Origin of the sequence: Pseudomonas sp. CFBP 8771 (genome assembly GCF_014841695.1) — a bacterium.
Classification (GTDB): Bacteria; Pseudomonadota; Gammaproteobacteria; order Pseudomonadales; family Pseudomonadaceae; genus Aquipseudomonas; species Aquipseudomonas baltica.
The window spans coordinates 488870-506447 of the sequence record NZ_JACYUJ010000002.1 but is presented as its reverse complement, the minus strand read 5'-3'; the positions used below and the strand labels follow the sequence as shown (position 1 = coordinate 506447).

The window sequence follows — 17578 nt, the reverse complement described above, 5'->3', positions numbered from 1 at the left end:
GACCATGGGTTTGGGAGGGCTGGGCTTATCTAGTCGCGGACGCTTACGCCGCCGAAATCGTTACGCCCGAACGGGCTGACCTTGAAGCCGTCGACCTTGGCGCTGACCGGCTGGTTGACGGTGGAGTGGGCGATCGGGGTGATCGGCACCTGCTGCTTGAGCAACTGCTGCGCCTGGCGATAGAGCACGCTGCGCTCGTCGCGATCGGTCACGCGCTTGGCCTGCTGCACCAGCTTGTCGTAGTCCTGGTTGCACCACATCGAGTAGTTGTTGCTGCCAATCGCATCGCAGCTGTACAGCGTGCCCAACCAGTTGTCCGGGTCACCGTTGTCGCCAGTCCAGCCAATCAGCGAGACGTCGTGTTCGCCACGTTTGGTGCGGTCCAGGTACTCGCCCCATTCGTAGCTGACGATCTTGACCTTGAGGCCGATCTTGCCCCAGTCGGCCTGCAGCATTTCAGCCATCAGCTTGGCGTTGGGGTTGTACGGACGCTGCACGGGCATGGCCCAGAGGGTGATCTCGGTGCCTTCCTTGACCCCGGCGGCCTGCAGCATCTGCTTGGCTTTCTCCGGGTCGAAAGGTGCGTCCTTGATGCTCTCGTCGTAGGACCACTGGGTCGGCGGCATGGCATTGACTGCTTTTTGCCCGGCACCCTGGTAGACGGCCTTGAGGATGGCGTCCTTGTTCACCGCCATGTCCATCGCCTGGCGCACTTCCAGCTGGTCGAACGGCTTGTGGCGCACGTTGTAGGTGATGTAGCCCAGGTTGTAGCCAGCCTGCTCCATGACCTTGAGCTTGGGGTCTGCCTTGAGGCCCGCGAGGTCGGCGGGGCGTGGGTAGGCCGTCACCTGGCACTCGTTCTTCTTGAGCTTCTGCATGCGCACCGAAGCATCGGTGTTGATGGCGAAGATCAACTGGTCGACCTTTACCTGGCTCATGTCCCAGTACTGCGGGTTGGCCTTGTAGCGGATCTGCGAGTCCTTCTGGTAACGCTGGAAGGCGAACGGGCCGGTGCCGATCGGCTTCTGGTTGATGTCGCGCATGTTGCCGCTCTTGAGCAGCTGGTCGGCGTACTCGGCGGACAGGATGGAGGCAAAGTTCATGGCGATGTTCTGCACGAACGCGGCATCCACGGCGTTGAGGGTGAACACCACGGTGTGGTCGTCAGCTTTTTCGACCTTGGCGATGTTCTTGTCCAGGCTCATGCTGACGAAGTAGGGAAACTCGGTGGGGTAGGCCTTGCGGAACGGCTGGTTGGGGTCGAGCATGCGGTTGAAGGTGAACAGCACGTCGTCGGCGTTGAAGTCACGGGTTGGCTTGAACGCCTCGTTGCTGTGGAACTTGACCCCTTCGCGCAGGTGGAAGGTGTAGGTCAGGCCGTCTTCCGAGATGTCCCATTTGGTGGCCAGTGCGGGAATGACACTGGTCCCGCCTTTTTCGAATTCGGTCAGGCGGTTGTAGATCGGTTGCGAAGCATCGTTGTCGGTGCCGCTGGTGTACTGGGCGATGTCGAAACCTGCGGGGCTGCCTTCGGAGCAGTACACCAGGCTGTTCGCGGCCTGGCTGAGGCCGACCTGGCCGAGCAGGCCCAGAGCGAGCATGGCGGAGCAAAGCTTTGTATGTCGCATGATAGTCCCTGTCTTGTTGTTTTCCGATCGTGGGTCGCCAGTCCCCTGGCAGGAATAGGACGGCCGTCGCCAAGGAAAGCTAGTTCCATTTGACTAAGGTGTATGTCGGCGTATTCCGGTAGTGCTGTGGGAAAGATCCTGGCGTTTGTGCAGGCAAAGTGAGCGACGGACCTGCCGGTCCATCGCTCGCCTGCATGGGGGAGACGCCTTTGTCAGTCCTTCAGGCCTACGCCATAGAACGAGTTCAAGCCAAAGGGGCTGATCTTGAAGTCGGTGACCTTGGCGCTCATGGGCTGGTAGACCGTGGAGTGCGCGATCGGGGTGATCGGCACCTGTTCCTTGAGGCGCACCTGGGCCTGCTTGTACAGTTCGGTGCGCTTGGCCTGGTCAGGCGTGGCCTTGGCGGTCTTGATCAACTGGTCGTAGTCCTTGTCGCACCACTTCGAGAAGTTGTTGCCGTTCACCGCGTCGCAGCCGTACAGGGTGCCGAGCCAGTTGTCCGGGTCACCGTTGTCACCGCTCCAGCCGATCAGCATGGCATCGGTCTCGCCGGCCTTGGCTCGCTTGAGGTACTCACCCCATTCGTAACTGACGATCTTGGCCTTGATACCCACCTTGGCCCAGTCCGATTGCAGCATCTCGGCCATCAACTTGGCATTGGGGTTGTAGGGACGCTGCACCGGCATCGCCCACAGGGTGATCTCGGTACCTTCCTTGACGCCGGCCTCCTTGAGCAGCTTCTTGGCCTCTTCCACGTTGTAGCCGGCGTCCTTGATGCTTTCGTCGTAGGACCACTGGGTCGGCGGCATGGCGTTCACTGCCAGCTGGCCAGCGCCCTGGTACACGGCTTCGATGATGCTTTTCTTGTTCACGGCCATGTCCAGCGCCTGGCGGACCTTGAGGTTGCCGAGCGGTTCATGGGTGACGTTGTAGGCGATGTAGCCCAGGTTGAAGCCGGCCTGGTCAGGCATCTGCAGCTTGTTGTCTTCCTTGAGCGGCTTGAGGTCGGCCGGGCGTGGGTACACGCTGACCTGGCATTCGTTCTTCTTGAGTTTCTGCATGCGCACCGATGCATCGGTGGTGATGGCGAAGATCAGGTTGTCGATCTTCACGTCATCCGGGTTCCAGTAGTCCTTGTTGCCCTTGTAGCGAATCTGCGCGTCTTTCTGGTAGCGGTTGAACACGAACGGGCCGGTGCCGATCGGCTTCTGGTTGATGTCGGCGGCCTTGCCCTGCTTGAGCAGTTGGGCGGCGTATTCGGCGGACTGGATCGAAGCGAAGCTCATCGCCATGTTCTGGATGAAGGCGGCGTCGACGGTCTTCAGGGTGAAGCGAACGGTGTGGTCGTCGAGCTTCTCGATGTTGGTGATGTTCTCGTCCATGCCCATGTCGGTGAAGTACGGGAACTCGGTCGGATAGGCTTTGCGGAACGGCATGTTCTTGTCGATCATGCGGTTGAACGTGAACAGCACGTCGTCGGCGTTGAATTCGCGGGACGGCTTGAAGTAGTCGGTGGTGTGGAACTTGACCCCTTCGCGCAGGTGGAAGGTGTAGGTCAGTGCGTCTTCGGAGATGTCCCAGCTCGTGGCCAGGCCAGGAATGACCGCAGTGCCGCCACGCTCGAACTGGCTCAGACGGTTGAAGACGGTTTCTGCAGAAGCGTCGAAATCCGTGCCACTGGTATACAGCGCCGGGTCAAAACCCGCCGGACTGCCTTCGGAGCAGAATACAAGGTTGCTCGCAGCATGGGCGAAAGGGGCGCTGGCAAGCAGGCCGGCCCCGACGATGAACGGAATGACCGCGGTTTTGAGCATGGTGGCCTCAGTTGTTGTCATTTTAAGAATGAGGGCGACCTTGTGGGCCGACCCGGCCGATACTTATGCAGGCGGCATACCCAAATCAACTGTTTGCATCGAATCGGGGTTGAAACGGTGGGACGGGCGTACACGAATGTCGCATCGATATAATTTTTTCGATAGTTGAACGCACGATCAATAACGTTTTGCAGCAGAACACACGCTTATCGACCCCACTGCACCACGCTGGCGCACTGCAATGGGGCGTTAGGTATCACTGCGAGAGGCTGACACCGTAGAAAGGGGTCAGGCCGAAGGGGCTGATGCGGAAGTCCTGAACTTCCTTGCGCATGGGCTGGAACACCGTGGAGTTGGCGATGGGCGTGATCGGCACCTGTTGCTTGAGGATACGCTGCGCCTGCTGGTACAGCTTCACACGCTCGTCGCGATCGCTGCTCAGCTTGGCCTGCTGGATCAGCTTGTCGTAGGCCGGGTCGCACCATTTGGCGTAGTTGCTGCCCTTGACCGCCGCACAGCTGTAGAGCACGCCGAGCCAGTTGTCGGGGTCGCCGTTGTCGCCGGTCCAGCCGTAGATCATGGTGTCGTGCTCGCCGTTCTTGGCGCGCTTGATGTACTCGCCCCATTCGTAGCTGACGATGTTGGCCTTGATGCCGACCTTGGCCCAATCGCTCTGGATCATCTGCGCCGACATGCGCGCGTTGGGGTTGGAAGCGCGCTGCACCGTCATGGCCCACAGGTCGATGGTCGTGCCTTCCTTGATCCCGGCTTCCTTGAGCAGCGCGCGGGCCTTGGTGATGTCGTGGGGCGCGTCCTTGATGCCCGTGTCGTAAGACCATTGCGCGGGGGGCAGGGCGTTCTGTGCCAGTTGGCCGGCGCTCTGGTACACCGCCTTGATGATGGCGGGCTTGTCGATCGCCATGTCCAGTGCCTGACGCACCTTGAGTTGATCGAGCGGCGGATGGGTCACGTTGTAGGCAAGGAAGCCCAGGTTGAAGCCGGGCTGGCTGAGCACACGCAGGTTGGGATCCTGTTTCATCACCTCGATGTCGGCGGGACGCGGATAGCCGCTGACCTGGCATTCGCCGGCCTTGAGTTTCTGCAGGCGCACGGCAGCATCGGTGTTGATCGCGAAGATCAGGTTGTCGAGCTTGACGTCTTCAGGCTTCCAGTACGCCTTGTTGGCAACGTAGCGGATCTGCGAATCCTTCTGATAGCGCTTGAAGACGAACGGGCCGGTGCCGATCGGTTTCTGATTGATGTCGGCAGCCTTGCCCTGCTTGAGCAGCTGCGCGGCATATTCGGCGGATTGCACCGAGGCGAAGCTCATGGCCAGGTTCTGCACGAACGCGGCATCGACCGTGGCGAGGGTGAAGACGACGGTGTGCTCGTCCTGTTTGCTGACCGACTTGATGTTGGTGTTCAGGCCCATGTCGGTGAAGTAGGGCGATTCCGAAGGGTAGGCCTTGCGAAAGGGGTGCTCGGGATCGAGCAGGCGCTGGAAGGTGAACAGCACGTCGTCGGCGTTGAAATCGCGGCTGGGCGTGAAGTAGTCGGTGCTGTGGAACTTGACCCCTTCGCGCAAGTGAAAGGTGTAGCTCAAACCGTCGGCCGATACGTCCCAGGAGGTGGCCAGGCCAGGCTCGACTTCGGTGCCGCCGCGCTTGAACTGGGTCAGGCGATTGAAGACGGTTTCCGCTGAAGCGTCGAAATCGGTGCCGCTGGTGTATTGGCTGGGGTCGAAGCCGGCGGGGCTGGCTTCGGAGCAGTACACCAGGGTGCTCGCGGCCTGGGCCATGGGCATCCCGGCACACAGGGCAGCGGTCAGGAGCAGTGGCTTGAAGGCGGGGATGTGCATGGGGGCCTCGGCAGATGAATGGCAATAGGGGATAGGGCCGCCCGATCAAGGGCGGCAGCGCATCAAGGCATCACGACTTCGATGACGCCATCAGCGTTGATGCTGACCTCGCTGGTGCCGGCTTCCACGTCCGGGGTTACCGGGGCAGCGTCGGAACGGGCGGCTTTCATCATCATCGGGGCGGACGCGTAGGGCCGCGGATAGCCCGCGCTGTTGAGGTTGAGATTGACCACCTTGTAGCTCTTGCCACCCAAGGCGTCGGTGGCCAGTTGAGCACGGGCCTTGAACGCAGCGACGGCTTCCTTGAGCAGGGCGTCTTCGCTCTGCTTGCGGGTCTTGTCGGCGATCGAGAAGTCCATGGCGCCCATTTTCAGGCTCTGCAGCAGTTCGCCGGTGAGTTTGGACAGCGCGGGGAAATCGGCGCTTTCCAGGCGCACTTCCGCGCGCTCGCGCCAGCCGGTGATGGCCTGGCCTTTGTCGTCATAGATCGGGTAGCTGTTGCGGCTGCCCTGGCGCACGATCACGCCCTTGACTTCGCGCGCCTGGGCGAGGGCTTTGTTCAAGGTGTCGGTAATTCCGGCGGCGAGCTTGGCCGGGTCGGCGTTCTGCTCTTCGCTGTAGAGGGTCACGAGCATCAGGTCGCGGGGCACTTCCTGGCTGACCTCGGCGCGCAGGGAAATCTGGTTGTAGCGGGCTTCGTCGGCCAGCGCGGGAAGGCTGGCCAGCAGGCTCGCGCCAAGGACCAAAGCGGCGCTGCGGGTGATGACGGGCATGGAAAACTCCTTGTTGTAGGTGCTGGGTAAGACTGGCCAGGCCGGATGCGGTTCCTGAACGATGCCTGGTTCATGCGTTTCGCGCGGTCATTTGCCGCAGTTTCCGCTGTCGGCGTGTCGAGTTGGTTATACTTGCACCGATCCGCCTGCAGCGCTCACTGGAGAGCAAATGCTCGCCCATCCTATGCCTCTTTCCGCTTCACGCCAGAACCTCTGGCGCCTGACCTTCATCCGCACCCTGGTACTGGCCGCTCAGGCCGGCTCGGTTGGTTTCGCCTACCTGACGCACCTGCTGCCGTTGCCCTGGCTGGCGCTGAGCACCACCCTGGCGGTGTCCGCCATACTCTGCGCGCTGACCGTCCTGCGCCTGCGCTTCTCGTTGCCGGTCACCGAGCTCGAGTACGCCCTGCAACTGGCCTGCGACCTGCTGATCCACAGTGTCCTGCTCTACTATTCGGGCGGCGGCGCCAACCCGTTCGTGTCCTACTACCTGGTGCCCCTGACCATTGCCGCCGTGACCCTGCCGTGGGTCTACTCCCTGGTGCTCTCAGGCATCGCGCTGGCCTGCTACACCTTCATGCTGGCGCACTTCTACCCCCTCGACACGCTGCCGATCGGCCGTGAAAACCTGCAGATCTACGGCATGTGGCTGAGCTTCGCCCTGGCTGCTTCGGTGATTACCTTCTTCGCTGCCAAGATGGCCGAGGAGCTGCGGCGCCAGGAACAGCTGCGTGCCCAGCGCCGCGAAGAGGGCCTGCGTGACCAGCAACTGCTGGCCGTGGCCACCGAGGCTGCGGGCGCTGCCCATGAGCTGGGTACGCCGCTCGCCACCATGAGCGTGCTGCTCAAGGAAATGCGCCAGGACCATCCCCAGCCTGAACTGCAGGAAGACCTGCAGGTGCTGCAGGATCAGGTCAAGCTGTGCAAGGAAACCCTCCAGCAACTGGTGCGGGCTGCCGAAGCCAACCGACGCATGGCCGTGGTCGATCAGCCGGTCACCGCCTGGCTCGACGAAGCCCTCAATCGCTGGCATCTGATGCGCCCCGAGTCCAGCTACCGTTTCCACCGCCTGGGCCAAGGCGAGGTGCCGCACCTGTCGCCGCCTCCGGACCTCACCCAGGCGCTGCTCAACCTGCTCAACAACGCCGCCGATGCCTGCCCCGACAACCTCGAGGTCAAGCTGGACTGGGACAGTGAAGACATCTTCATCGTGATCCGCGACCACGGCGCGGGTGTTCCCCTGGCCATTGCCGAGCAGATCGGCAAACCGTTCTTCACTACCAAGGGCAAGGGCTTCGGCCTTGGCCTGTTCTTGAGCAAGGCCAGCGTGACTCGCGCCGGCGGCTCGGTAAAACTCTATAGTCATGAAGAGGGCGGCACGCTCACCGAGCTGCGCCTGCCCCGTGGCGTCCCAGGAGATGATCGATGACTGACGAAAAACAAGTCGAAGGCGAAGAGCTGCCGCACCTGTTGCTGGTGGACGACGACGCCACGTTTACCCGTGTGATGGCCCGTGCCATGACCCGCCGAGGCTTTCGCGTAAGCACCGCAGGCAGCGCCGAGGAAGGCTTGAAGCTGGCCCAGGACGATGTACCCGACTACGCCGCGCTGGACCTGAAGATGGAAGGCGATTCGGGCCTGGTGCTGCTGCCCAAGCTGCTGGAGCTGGATCCGGAAATGCGCGTGGTGATTCTCACCGGCTATTCGAGCATCGCCACTGCGGTGGAGGCGATCAAGCGTGGCGCCTGCAACTACCTGTGCAAGCCCGCCGACGCCGATGACGTACTGGCGGCGCTGTCGGCCGAACACGCTGACCTCGACACGCTGGTGCCGGAAAACCCGATGTCGGTCGACCGCCTGCAATGGGAGCACATCCAGCGAGTGCTCACCGAGCACGCCGGCAACATTTCCGCCACGGCGCGAGCGCTGGGTATGCACCGGCGTACCCTGCAACGCAAATTGCAGAAACGCCCCGTGCGTCGGTAAATTCGCGTGGAGCGCTCTGGCTGGCGCCCTGCGCGCCCGGGTAGGCGGCATTCGCCCGCCCGCCGGGCCCTGCGGCGGCTCATGCCATGATCGTACAACCCGCTTTAGGCTATGATTGCTCCAATCACCGACCGTTTCGAGAATGACTTTCACTATGGATACTCAGAGCGCCGCCCCACGCGCCCGTCGCAAACCGCGCAGCCTGGCCCAGGAACTGGTGGCCGTGCTGACCCAGCGCATCCTCGATGGTGACCTCAAGCGTGGCGACAAGCTGCCTACCGAGTCGGCCATCATGGAAGAGCAGGGCGTCAGCCGGACCGTGGTGCGTGAAGCCATTTCCCGGCTGCAGGCGGCAGGTCAGGTCGAAACCCGCCACGGCATCGGCACCTTCGTGCTGGATACGCCCAGCCCGAGTGGTTTTCGCATCGATCCGGCGACCATCGTGACCTTGCGCGATGTGCTCGCCGTGCTCGAGCTGCGTATCAGCCTGGAAGTGGAGTCCGCCGGGCTGGCCGCCAGCCGTCGCTCGCCCGAGCAACTGGCGGCGATGCGCGCGGCCCTCGATGCGCTGAACGAAAGCGCGGCCCATGCCAGCGATGCAGTGGCGTCCGATTTCCAGTTCCATCTGCAGATTGCCTTGTCCACTGGCAACCGCTATTTCACCGACATCATGACGCACCTGGGCACCAGCATCATTCCCCGCACCCGCCTGAATTCGGCACGTCTGGCACATGACGACCAGCAGCACTACATGACCCGACTCAGTCGCGAGCACGAGGAAATCTACGACGCCATCGCCCGCCAGGATTCCGATGCCGCACGCGCAGCCATGCGCCTGCACCTGACCAACAGCCGCGAGCGTTTGCGCCAGGCGCACCAGGAAGCCGAAGCGGGCAGGGGCTGAACGCCCCGTAGCAGCGGCGCAAGCCGCGTCGGCGGCTGGCGAGGTGTATCTGGCAGACCGCAGCGAGGCCGGACGCGGCTTGCGCCGCTGCTACGGGGATCCCGTGTGTCGTCTCGGCGTTCGGTGAAGCCCATCAGGGACAATCTGAAAATACTTCGTTCAACCTATTGAGGAACTGCATAAGTAGTTGTACGATGACGTACGACATCAGCCAGCCATGGCTGCTTGGTTGTTCAATTTTCCATGCGACTCAGGGTGTTCAAACAATGAATCCACAAGAACTAAAGTCCATCCTCAATCACGGCCTGCTGTCTTTTCCAGTAACCGACTTCACTGCCCAGGGCGACTTCCATCGCGAAGGCTACATCAAGCGCCTGGAATGGCTTGCCCCCTACGGCGCCAGCGCCCTGTTCGCCGCCGGCGGCACCGGTGAGTTCTTCTCCCTGGCTGCCAGCGAATACTCGCAAGTGATCAAGACTGCCGTCGACACCTGCGCCACCAGCGTGCCTATCCTCGCCGGCGTCGGTGGTTCCACTCGCCAGGCCATCGAGTATGCACAGGAAGCCGAGCGCCTGGGCGCGAAGGGTCTGCTGCTGCTGCCGCACTACCTGACCGAAGCGAGCCAGGACGGCGTAGCCGCCCACGTCGAGGCCGTGTGCAAATCGGTCAACATCGGCGTCATCGTCTACAACCGCAATGTCTGCCGTTTGAACGCGCCATTGCTGGAACGCCTGGCCGAAAGCTGCCCGAACCTGATCGGCTACAAGGACGGCCTGGGCGACATCGAACTGATGGTGTCGATCCGCCGTCGCCTGGGCGACCGCTTCAGCTACCTGGGTGGCCTGCCGACCGCCGAAGTCTATGCAGCGGCCTACAAGGCTCTGGGTGTGCCGGTGTATTCGTCCGCCGTGTTCAACTTCATCCCGAAGACCGCCATGGACTTCTACCGCGCAATCGCCGCTGAAGATCATGTCACCGTGGGCAAGTTGATCGACGACTTCTTCCTGCCTTACCTGGACATTCGCAATCGTAAATCCGGCTACGCAGTCAGCATCGTCAAGGCAGGCGCGAAGATTGCCGGCTACGACGCAGGCCCGGTGCGCACCCCGCTGACCGACCTGACCGGCGAAGAGTACGAAATGCTCGCTGCCCTGATGGACAAGATGGGTCCGCAGTAAGTCTCGAAACTGCAGTGCGGCTTTCGCGGCCGCTGACCGCTCCTATGGGAATCCTGCAGACACTGAGGATCTCTGTGGGAGCGGGGCGGGGGGCCAGCCCTCTGCCCGCGAAGCGGCCCTGCCTGCCATACCTTTCCAGAATTTCCCCGCCTGACCCCCACATCCTCGCTATCATTGTCGCCTGACCCCAGGCAACAGGTTCCCCGGCATGCTCGCCCTATTTCTGCAGACCCTGAACGTGACCGCTCCGGTGTTCGCCATGCTGTTTCTCGGCTACGGGCTGAAGCGGATCGAGTGGATCAACGACAACTTCATCAAGACCGCCTCGGCCCTGGTGTTCAACGTCTGCATGCCGTCGCTGCTGTTTCTGGGCATCTACCATGCCGACCTGCGCTCTGCACTCAAGCCGGGCCTGCTCGTGTATTTCGTGGTGGCCACGGTGGGCAGCTTCGCCATCGCCTGGTGGATCGCCACCAAGCGATGCCCGCAAGTCGACCGTGGGGTGTTCACCCAGGGCGCCTTTCGCGGCAACAACGGTGTCATCGGCCTGGCCCTGGCGGGCAGCATGTATGGCGACTACGGCATCTCCCTGGGCTCGATCCTCGCCGGTTTGGTGATCGTGCTCTACAACTCGCTGTCGGTAGTGGTGCTGGCGATCTACAGCCCGAACATCAAGTCCGATCCGCTCAGCATCTGCAAGAGCATCCTGGTCAACCCGTTGATCATCAGCGTGGTATTGGCCGTGCCCTTCGCCTGGTTGCAGGTGCCCATTCCCAACTGGATCCTGACCTCCGCTGACTACGTCGCGCAAATGAGCCTGCCGCTGGCGCTGATCTGCATCGGCGGGACCCTGTCGCTGGCCGCATTGCGCAGCAGTGGTTCGGTGGCGCTGAGTGCCAGCGCGGTGAAAATGATCCTGCTGCCGATCGTCGGTACCTTCGGTGCCTGGCTGTTGGGCTTTCGCGGGGCGGAACTGGGCATTCTGTTCCTGTATATTGGCGCTCCTTCGGCCTCGGTCGGTTATGTCATGGTGCGGGCCAGCGGCGGCAACTATTCGCTCGCCGCCGCCATCATCGTCATCACCACCCTGGCGGCAGCCATCACCACCAATATCGGAATATTCCTGTTGCAGTGGGGCGGCTGGATCTAGACGCTGCTTGCACACCCGCAAGCATTCACCCGCTAAGGAACCGCAATGGATGATCAATCCACCCCCGAAGGTCTGCATCGGGGTCTGAAAAACAGGCATATCCAGCTCATTGCCCTGGGCGGGGCGATCGGCACCGGCCTGTTCCTGGGCATCGCCCAGACCATCGGCATGGCCGGCCCGTCGGTCATCCTGGGTTACGCCATCGGCGGCCTGATTGCCTTCTTCATCATGCGCCAGCTGGGCGAAATGGTCGTTGAAGAGCCGGTCACCGGTACCTTCAGCCATTTCGCCAACCGCTACTGGAGCGGCCTGGCCGGCTTCATGTCCGGTTGGAACTATTGGGTGCTGTATGTGCTGGTAGGCATGGCCGAGTTGACCGCCGTGGGCATCTACATCAAGTACTGGTGGCCGGACGTGCCGACCTGGGCCTCGGCCGCGGTGTTCTTCGTGCTGATCAACGCGATCAACATGTTCCAGGTGAAGATCTATGGCGAGATGGAGTTCTGGTTTTCGCTGATCAAGGTGGCCGCCATCGTCAGCATGATCGGCTTCGGCGCCTGGATGCTGGCCACCGGCAGCGGTGGGCCGGACGCCAGCATCGCCAACCTGTGGCAATACGGCGGCTTCTTCCCCAACGGCATCGGTGGATTGACCCTGGCCATGGCGGTCATCATGTTTTCCTTCGGTGGCCTGGAGCTGGTCGGCATCACCGCCGCCGAAGCCGATGATCCCAAGCGCAGCATCCCCAAGGCCACCAACCAGGTGATCTACCGGATCCTGCTGTTCTACGTGGGCGCCCTGACCATCTTGTTGTCGCTGTATCCGTGGCAGAAAGTGGTCGAAGGTGGCAGCCCGTTCGTGATGATCTTCCATGCGCTGGACAGCAACGTAGTGGCAACCGTGCTCAACGTGGTAGTGCTGACCGCGGCGCTGTCGGTGTACAACAGCTGCGTCTATTGCAACAGCCGCATGCTGTTCGGCCTGGCGGTGCAGGGCGATGCGCCCAAGACCCTGCTCAAGGTCAACCGCCGTGGCGTGCCCATGAAAGCGCTGGGTATTTCCGCCATGGCGACCGGGTTGAGCGTGGTCATCAACTACCTGATGCCGGGCGAGGCCTTCGGCTTGTTGATGGCGTTGGCCGTGTCCGCACTGGTCATCAACTGGGGCATCATCAGCATCACTCACCTGAAGTTTCGCAAGGCCATGCGCGCCAACGGTCAGGCGACGTTCTTCCCCAGCTGGGGCTACCCGATCACCAACTGGGTATGCCTGCTGTTCCTGGCGGGCATTCTGGTGATCATGTACATGACGCCGGGAATCCGCATTTCGGTGCTGTTGATTCCCTTGTGGCTTGGGGTGCTGGCCGTGGCCTGGATGGTCAAGAAGCGTCGGGCAGGGTAGGAGGCCGCCTGGCTCAGTGCTGTCGGCGCCAGGCGCGCAGGGTGCCCCACAGCACCACCGCCGCCAGCAACGGTAGCACGTAGAACAGCATCAGCTCTTCCAGCCTGGCCGCCAATGGCATGCCCGTGGTGAACGCCACCACGTGCAGGCCATACGCGACGTACAACCCCAGCAGCACCAGCCCTTCGATCCGCGTGACCCGGTATCCGGAATAGAACAGCGGCAGGCACAGCAGGGTGACGCCGAGCATCACCGGCAGGTCGAAGTCCAGCGCGTTGGGTGACACGCTCAGGGGCGCAGGTGCCAGCACTGCGGTCAGGCCGAGCACACCGAGCAGGTTGAACAGGTTGCTGCCGATGACGTTGCCCACTGCGATCTCGCGGTGACCGCGAAAGGCGGCGACCAACGACGTCGCCAGTTCCGGCAGTGAGGTGCCGACGGCCACGATGGTCAACCCGATCACCCGGTCCGACAAGCCGAAATCGGTGGCCAGCTCCAGCGCCGCTTCCAGCAGCCAGTGGCTGCCCGCGCCCAGCAGCAGCAAGCCGCCGAGCATCATGCCCAGGCACTTGAGCCAGGGCGCTGTGCCCTGGGCTGTCGCCACCCGGCCCGGATGCCGAGACTGGCGCCACAGCACGCCCAGATAGCCGACCAGGGCCAGAAGCAGGACGCCGCCTTCCAGGCGCCCCAACTGCTCGTTCAGGGCCAGCCCGAACACCAGCGCACTGGCTGCGATCAACAGAGGAATATCGAGCCGCAGCAGTTGCCGCGAAACCCGTAGCGGAATGATCAGCGCGGACAGCCCCAGGGTCACCAGCAAACTGAAGATATTGCTGCCCACAAGGCTGCCGACGGCGATGTCCGGCGTACCGACGAACGTCGCCTGCAGGCTGACGGCCAGCTGCGGCACACTGCTGCCCAGCGCAACCACGCCCAGGCCCACTACCAGCGGCCTGATCTTGAGCGCGGCCGCCAGGCGCACGGCGCCGCGCACCAGGCACTCGGCGCCGGCAATCAGCAGCAGCAGCCCTGCGAACAATTGCAGCAAGGTCGGGCCGGGCAGGGTGGCAAGATCGGGGATAAGGGTGGCTCCAGGTCAGTCTTGCAAGGTCTGCACGCGCACTCTGGCCGTGCCGCTGCGCAGCATGCCCAATTCTTCGGCAGCGCCTTTCGACACATCGATCAGGCGCCCGCGCGAGTGTGGGCCGCGATCGTTGATCCGCACCACTACATTGCGCTTGTTGGACAAATTGGTCACCACTACCCGGGTACCGAATGGAAGCTGGCGGTGGGCAGCGGTGAGACCGTATTGATCGAAGCGTTCGCCACTGGCGGTGCGAGCACCATGATGGCGTGCGCCGTAGTAGGAAGCGACCCCCTCGCGGTTGTAGCCGCGCGGGTCGATGAGGTCGTTCTGGCCGGCGCAGCCCGCCAGCACGGCAATTGCACCGACACAGCACACACGCAGCGCCTGTAGCAGCGGCGCAAACCGCGTCGGCGGTATACGCGGTCCGTTTGCTTCACCGCGTTGAAGCCGGACGCGGCTCGCGCCGCTGCTACAACTGCGCCGGACGCGGCTCGCGCCGCTGCTACAGAAAAGGCGTCGGCGCATCAACCGGCCAGCTTGCTCTTGAGCAGCTCGTTGACCTGCTGCGGATTGGCCTTGCCCTTCGAGGCTTTCATTGCCTGGCCGACGAAGAAGCCGAACATCTTGCCGCGCTTGGCTTCGTCTGCCGCGCGGTACTGTTCGACCTGCTCGGCATTGGCAGCCAGCACTTCGTCGAGCACCTTCTCGATTGCCCCGCTGTCGGTGACCTGTTTCAGGCCACGCGCCTCGATGATCTGGTCGGCATCGCCTTCACCGTTGGCCATGGCTTCGAAAACCATCTTGGCGATCTTGCCGGAGATGGTGTTGTCCTTGATGCGCTGCAGCATGCCACCCAGTTGTGCGGCGCTGACCGGCGACTCCTCGATTTCCACACCCTGCTTGTTCAACAGGCTGCCCAGCTCGACCATGACCCAGTTGGCGGCAAGCTTGGCATCGGCGCAGCTGGCCACCACCTGCTCGAAGAAGTCCGCCTGCTCACGGCTCGAAGCGAGGACGCTGGCATCGTAGGCAGACAGGCCGAACTCGTTCTTGAAGCGCTCGCGCTTGGCGGGCGGCAACTCGGGCAGGGTGGCCCGGGTGGTTTCCAGGAACGAATCCTCGATCACCACCGGCAGCAGATCGGGGTCGGGGAAGTAACGGTAGTCGTTGGCTTCCTCCTTGCTGCGCATGGCGCGTGTCTCGTCCTTGTTCGGGTCGTACAGGCGGGTCTGCTGGATGACCTTGCCGCCGTCTTCGATCAGTTCGATCTGGCGTGCGATCTCGCTGTTGATGGCGCGCTCGATGAAGCGGAACGAGTTGACGTTCTTGATCTCGCAGCGGGTGCCGAACTCGACCTGGCCCTTGGGCCGGATCGACACGTTGCAGTCACAGCGCAACGAGCCTTCGGCCATGTTGCCGTCACAGATGCCCAGGTAACGGACCAGCGAATGCATGGCCTTGACGTACGCCACGGCTTCCTTGGCACTGCGCATGTCGGGCTCGGAAACGATTTCCAGCAGCGGTGTGCCGGCACGGTTGAGGTCGATGCCGGTGCTGCCGCTGAAGTCCTCGTGCAGGCTCTTGCCGGCGTCTTCTTCCAGGTGCGCGCGTGTCACGCCGATACGCTTGACCGTGCCGTCTTCCAAGGTGATGTCCAGGTGGCCCTTGCCGACGATCGGCAGCTCCATCTGGCTGATCTGATAGCCCTTGGGCAGGTCGGGATAGAAGTAGTTCTTGCGCGCGAACACGTTGTGCTGGCCGATTTCGGCGTCGATTGCCAGGCCGAACATCACGGCCATGCGCACGGCTTCCTGGTTCAGCACCGGCAGTACGCCGGGCATGCCCAGGTCGACCAGGCTGGCCTGGGTGTTCGGCTCGGAGCCGAAGGTAGTGGAGCTGCCGGAGAAAATCTTCGACTGGGTGGCGAGCTGGGTATGAATCTCCAGCCCGATCACGACTTCCCATTGCATGATGTTTCTCCTTAGAAGCCTTCAGGCGCGCGAGTGTGCCAGTCGGTGACTTGCTGGTACTGGTGCGCCGCATTGAGCAGGCGGCCTTCCTGGAAATAGGGGGCCAGCAGCTGCACGCCGACCGGCAGGCCATCGACGAAACCGGCCGGCATAGACAGGCCCGGCAGGCCGGCCAGGTTGGCGGTGATCGTGTAGATGTCTTCGAGGTAGGCAGCAACCGGGTCGGCATTCTTGGCGCCCAGCTTCCAGGCCGGGTTCGGCGTGGTCGGGCTGAGGATCATGTCGACGTCTTCGAAGGCGGCCATGAAATCGTTCTTGATCAAGCGGCGGATCTTCTGCGCCTGCAGGTAATAGGCGTCGTAGTAGCCCGCCGAAAGTGCATAGGCCCCGACCATGATGCGGCGCTGTACTTCCGGGCCGAAGCCTTCGGCGCGCGAACGCTTGTACAGGTCGGTGAGATCCTTGGGGTGTTCGCAGCGATAGCCGAAGCGTACGCCGTCGAAGCGCGACAGGTTCGAAGAGGCCTCGGCCGGCGCGATCACATAGTAGGCGGCAATTGCCTGCTGCATGTTCGGCAGGCTGATGTCCTTGATGGTTGCGCCCAGCTTCTGCAGTTGCTCGATGCTGGCGTGAATCAGGTCGGCGATGCGCGGATCGAGGCCGGCACCGAAGTATTCCTTCGGTACGCCGATGCGCAGGCCTTGCAGCGAGCCGCCCAGGGTGGCGCTGTAGTCGGGCACGGGCTCATCGATGCTGGTGGAGTCCTGCGGGTCGAAGCCCGCCATGCCTTGCAGCAACAGGGCACAGTCCTCGGCGTTGCGCGCCAGCACGCCGGCCTGGTCGAGGCTGGAAGCGTAGGCGATCATGCCCCAGCGAGACACGCGGCCGTAGGTCGGCTTGATGCCAGTGAGGTTGGTGAAGGCCGCCGGTTGACGGATCGAACCGCCGGTGTCGGTGCCCGTTGCCACCGGCAACAAGCGCGCCGCCACGGCTGCCGCCGAGCCACCCGAGGAGCCGCCGGGCACGTGGGCCAGGTTCCAGGGATTCTTCACCGGGCCGTAGTGGCTGTTCTCGTTGGCCGAACCCATGGCGAATTCGTCCATGTTCAGCTTGCCCAGGGTCACCGCGCCCGCTGCATTGAGCCTGGCCACCACGGTGGCGTCATAGGGCGCCTGGAAGTTGTCGAGCATCTTCGACCCGCAGCTGGTGCGGATGCCCTGGGTGCAGAACAGGTCCTTGTGGGCCAGCGGTGCACCCAGCAGGGCACCGCCTTCGCCATTGGCGCGGCGCGCATCGGCGGCCTGCGCCTGGGCGATGGCGTGCTCGGGGGTGACGGTGATGAAGCTGTTGAGCTGCGGGTCCAGCTCAGCGATACGCGCCAGCAGGGTCCGGGTCAGTTCTTCGGCAGAAAATTTCTTGTCGGCGAGTCCGCGGGCGATCTCGGCCAGTGTCAGTTGATGCATGGCAGGCTCTTTCCCTTTACTCGATGACTTTCGGAACCAGATACAGGCCGTTCTCGACCGCCGGTGCGATGGCCTGGTAAGCCTCGCGCTGGTTGCGTTCGGTCACCTGGTCGGCGCGCAGCCGCTGGCTGGCTTCCAGTGGGTGGGCCAGGGGTTCGATGCCGCTGGTGTCGACCGCTTGCATCTGGTCGACGAGGCCCAGAATGCTGTTCAGTGCTTCGATGGTGCGTGGCATATCGGCTTCATTCAGGCCCAGGCGGGCCAGGTGAGCGATTTTTTCCACGTCGCAGCGTTCAAGCGCCATGGGGATCTCCAGTGGAAAATGAAATACGGCAAAGCCGTGGTTTTGGGGAACACTATCGCACT

General features: G+C 62.8%; 15 protein-coding genes. 6 read left to right on the top strand and 9 right to left on the bottom strand.

What is annotated here, in order from left to right:
* Window positions 1-29: 29 nt before the first annotated feature.
* The 4 genes from IFT80_RS06895 to IFT80_RS06880 form a co-directional block, all read right to left on the bottom strand.
* Window positions 30-1628 carry an ABC transporter substrate-binding protein gene (locus IFT80_RS06895; protein ID WP_122479530.1) on the bottom strand — a complete coding sequence of 533 codons (1599 nt, stop codon included), beginning with the start codon at window positions 1626-1628 and terminating at the stop codon, window positions 30-32.
* 212 nt (window positions 1629-1840) lie between these two features.
* A complete protein-coding gene (locus tag IFT80_RS06890; protein ID WP_185794064.1) occupies window positions 1841-3442 on the bottom strand; it encodes an ABC transporter substrate-binding protein in 1602 nt (533 codons plus the stop codon).
* Between the two features lie 256 nt (window positions 3443-3698).
* Window positions 3699-5300: an ABC transporter substrate-binding protein gene (locus IFT80_RS06885; RefSeq protein WP_192057686.1), complete on the bottom strand. Its 1602-nt coding sequence runs from the start codon at window positions 5298-5300 to the stop codon at window positions 3699-3701.
* A 62-nt stretch (window positions 5301-5362) separates the two neighbouring features.
* Window positions 5363-6073: an SIMPL domain-containing protein gene (locus tag IFT80_RS06880; RefSeq protein WP_192057685.1), complete on the bottom strand. Its 711-nt coding sequence runs from the start codon at window positions 6071-6073 to the stop codon at window positions 5363-5365.
* A 169-nt stretch (window positions 6074-6242) separates the two neighbouring features.
* Here IFT80_RS06880 and IFT80_RS06875 point away from each other — a divergent pair, with 169 nt between their 5' ends.
* The 6 genes from IFT80_RS06875 (at window position 6243) to IFT80_RS06850 (ending at window position 12692) form a co-directional block, all read left to right on the top strand.
* Window positions 6243-7502 (top strand): ATP-binding protein, encoded by a 1260-nt coding sequence (locus IFT80_RS06875; RefSeq protein ID WP_122479526.1) that lies wholly within the window; start codon window positions 6243-6245, stop codon window positions 7500-7502.
* Entirely contained in the window at window positions 7499-8059 is a 561-nt protein-coding gene (locus IFT80_RS06870; RefSeq protein ID WP_192137024.1) for a response regulator transcription factor, read from the top strand. Before IFT80_RS06875 ends, IFT80_RS06870 begins: the two co-directional genes overlap by 4 nt.
* Window positions 8060-8213: 154 nt before the next feature.
* Window positions 8214-8963 (top strand): FadR/GntR family transcriptional regulator, encoded by a 750-nt coding sequence (locus tag IFT80_RS06865; RefSeq protein WP_122479524.1) that lies wholly within the window; start codon window positions 8214-8216, stop codon window positions 8961-8963.
* A 266-nt stretch (window positions 8964-9229) separates the two neighbouring features.
* Complete coding sequence (gene kdgD, locus IFT80_RS06860; protein ID WP_122479523.1) at window positions 9230-10141, top strand: 5-dehydro-4-deoxyglucarate dehydratase; 912 nt, start codon at window positions 9230-9232, stop codon at window positions 10139-10141.
* Window positions 10142-10349: 208 nt separating this feature from the next.
* Complete coding sequence (locus tag IFT80_RS06855; RefSeq protein WP_185794060.1) at window positions 10350-11291, top strand: AEC family transporter; 942 nt, start codon at window positions 10350-10352, stop codon at window positions 11289-11291.
* A 45-nt stretch (window positions 11292-11336) separates the two neighbouring features.
* Window positions 11337-12692 carry an amino acid permease gene (locus IFT80_RS06850; RefSeq protein WP_122479521.1) on the top strand — a complete coding sequence of 452 codons (1356 nt, stop codon included), beginning with the start codon at window positions 11337-11339 and terminating at the stop codon, window positions 12690-12692.
* 13 nt (window positions 12693-12705) lie between these two features.
* Here IFT80_RS06850 and IFT80_RS06845 read toward each other — a convergent pair whose 3' ends face one another.
* The 5 genes from IFT80_RS06845 to gatC all read right to left on the bottom strand — a co-directional run bounded on the left by IFT80_RS06845 (window position 12706) and on the right by gatC (window position 17516).
* A complete protein-coding gene (locus IFT80_RS06845) occupies window positions 12706-13731 on the bottom strand; it encodes a calcium/sodium antiporter (protein WP_122479736.1) in 1026 nt (341 codons plus the stop codon).
* 57 nt (window positions 13732-13788) lie between these two features.
* Window positions 13789-14154, bottom strand: coding sequence for a septal ring lytic transglycosylase RlpA family protein (locus tag IFT80_RS06840; protein ID WP_240998815.1), 366 nt, complete (start codon window positions 14152-14154; stop codon window positions 13789-13791).
* Window positions 14155-14303: 149 nt separating this feature from the next.
* On the bottom strand, window positions 14304-15749 hold the full coding sequence (gene gatB / locus IFT80_RS06835) for an Asp-tRNA(Asn)/Glu-tRNA(Gln) amidotransferase subunit GatB (RefSeq protein ID WP_122479519.1): 1446 nt from the start codon (window positions 15747-15749) through the stop codon (window positions 14304-14306).
* Window positions 15750-15760: 11 nt separating this feature from the next.
* On the bottom strand, window positions 15761-17212 hold the full coding sequence (gene gatA / locus IFT80_RS06830) for an Asp-tRNA(Asn)/Glu-tRNA(Gln) amidotransferase subunit GatA (protein ID WP_192104244.1): 1452 nt from the start codon (window positions 17210-17212) through the stop codon (window positions 15761-15763).
* 16 nt (window positions 17213-17228) lie between these two features.
* Window positions 17229-17516, bottom strand: a complete 288-nt coding sequence (gene gatC / locus IFT80_RS06825) for an Asp-tRNA(Asn)/Glu-tRNA(Gln) amidotransferase subunit GatC (protein WP_122479517.1) — start codon at window positions 17514-17516, stop codon at window positions 17229-17231.
* Window positions 17517-17578 lie beyond the last annotated feature (62 nt).

What these genes read in the sequence shown, in the direction of transcription:
- gatB (WP_122479519.1), bottom strand. Translation starts at nt 15,749, where the DNA reads ATGCAATGGGAAGTCGTGATCGGGCTGGAGATTCATACCCAGCTCGCC.
- IFT80_RS06885 (WP_192057686.1), bottom strand. Translation starts at nt 5,300, where the DNA reads ATGCACATCCCCGCCTTCAAGCCACTGCTCCTGACCGCTGCCCTGTGT.
- gatC (WP_122479517.1), bottom strand. Translation starts at nt 17,516, where the DNA reads ATGGCGCTTGAACGCTGCGACGTGGAAAAAATCGCTCACCTGGCCCGC.
- IFT80_RS06895 (WP_122479530.1), bottom strand. Translation starts at nt 1,628, where the DNA reads ATGCGACATACAAAGCTTTGCTCCGCCATGCTCGCTCTGGGCCTGCTC.
- IFT80_RS06865 (WP_122479524.1), top strand. Translation starts at nt 8,214, where the DNA reads ATGGATACTCAGAGCGCCGCCCCACGCGCCCGTCGCAAACCGCGCAGC.
- IFT80_RS06870 (WP_192137024.1), top strand. Translation starts at nt 7,499, where the DNA reads ATGACTGACGAAAAACAAGTCGAAGGCGAAGAGCTGCCGCACCTGTTG.
- gatA (WP_192104244.1), bottom strand. Translation starts at nt 17,212, where the DNA reads ATGCATCAACTGACACTGGCCGAGATCGCCCGCGGACTCGCCGACAAG.
- kdgD (WP_122479523.1), top strand. Translation starts at nt 9,230, where the DNA reads ATGAATCCACAAGAACTAAAGTCCATCCTCAATCACGGCCTGCTGTCT.
- IFT80_RS06850 (WP_122479521.1), top strand. Translation starts at nt 11,337, where the DNA reads ATGGATGATCAATCCACCCCCGAAGGTCTGCATCGGGGTCTGAAAAAC.
- IFT80_RS06890 (WP_185794064.1), bottom strand. Translation starts at nt 3,442, where the DNA reads ATGCTCAAAACCGCGGTCATTCCGTTCATCGTCGGGGCCGGCCTGCTT.
- IFT80_RS06855 (WP_185794060.1), top strand. Translation starts at nt 10,350, where the DNA reads ATGCTCGCCCTATTTCTGCAGACCCTGAACGTGACCGCTCCGGTGTTC.
- IFT80_RS06875 (WP_122479526.1), top strand. Translation starts at nt 6,243, where the DNA reads ATGCTCGCCCATCCTATGCCTCTTTCCGCTTCACGCCAGAACCTCTGG.
- IFT80_RS06880 (WP_192057685.1), bottom strand. Translation starts at nt 6,073, where the DNA reads ATGCCCGTCATCACCCGCAGCGCCGCTTTGGTCCTTGGCGCGAGCCTG.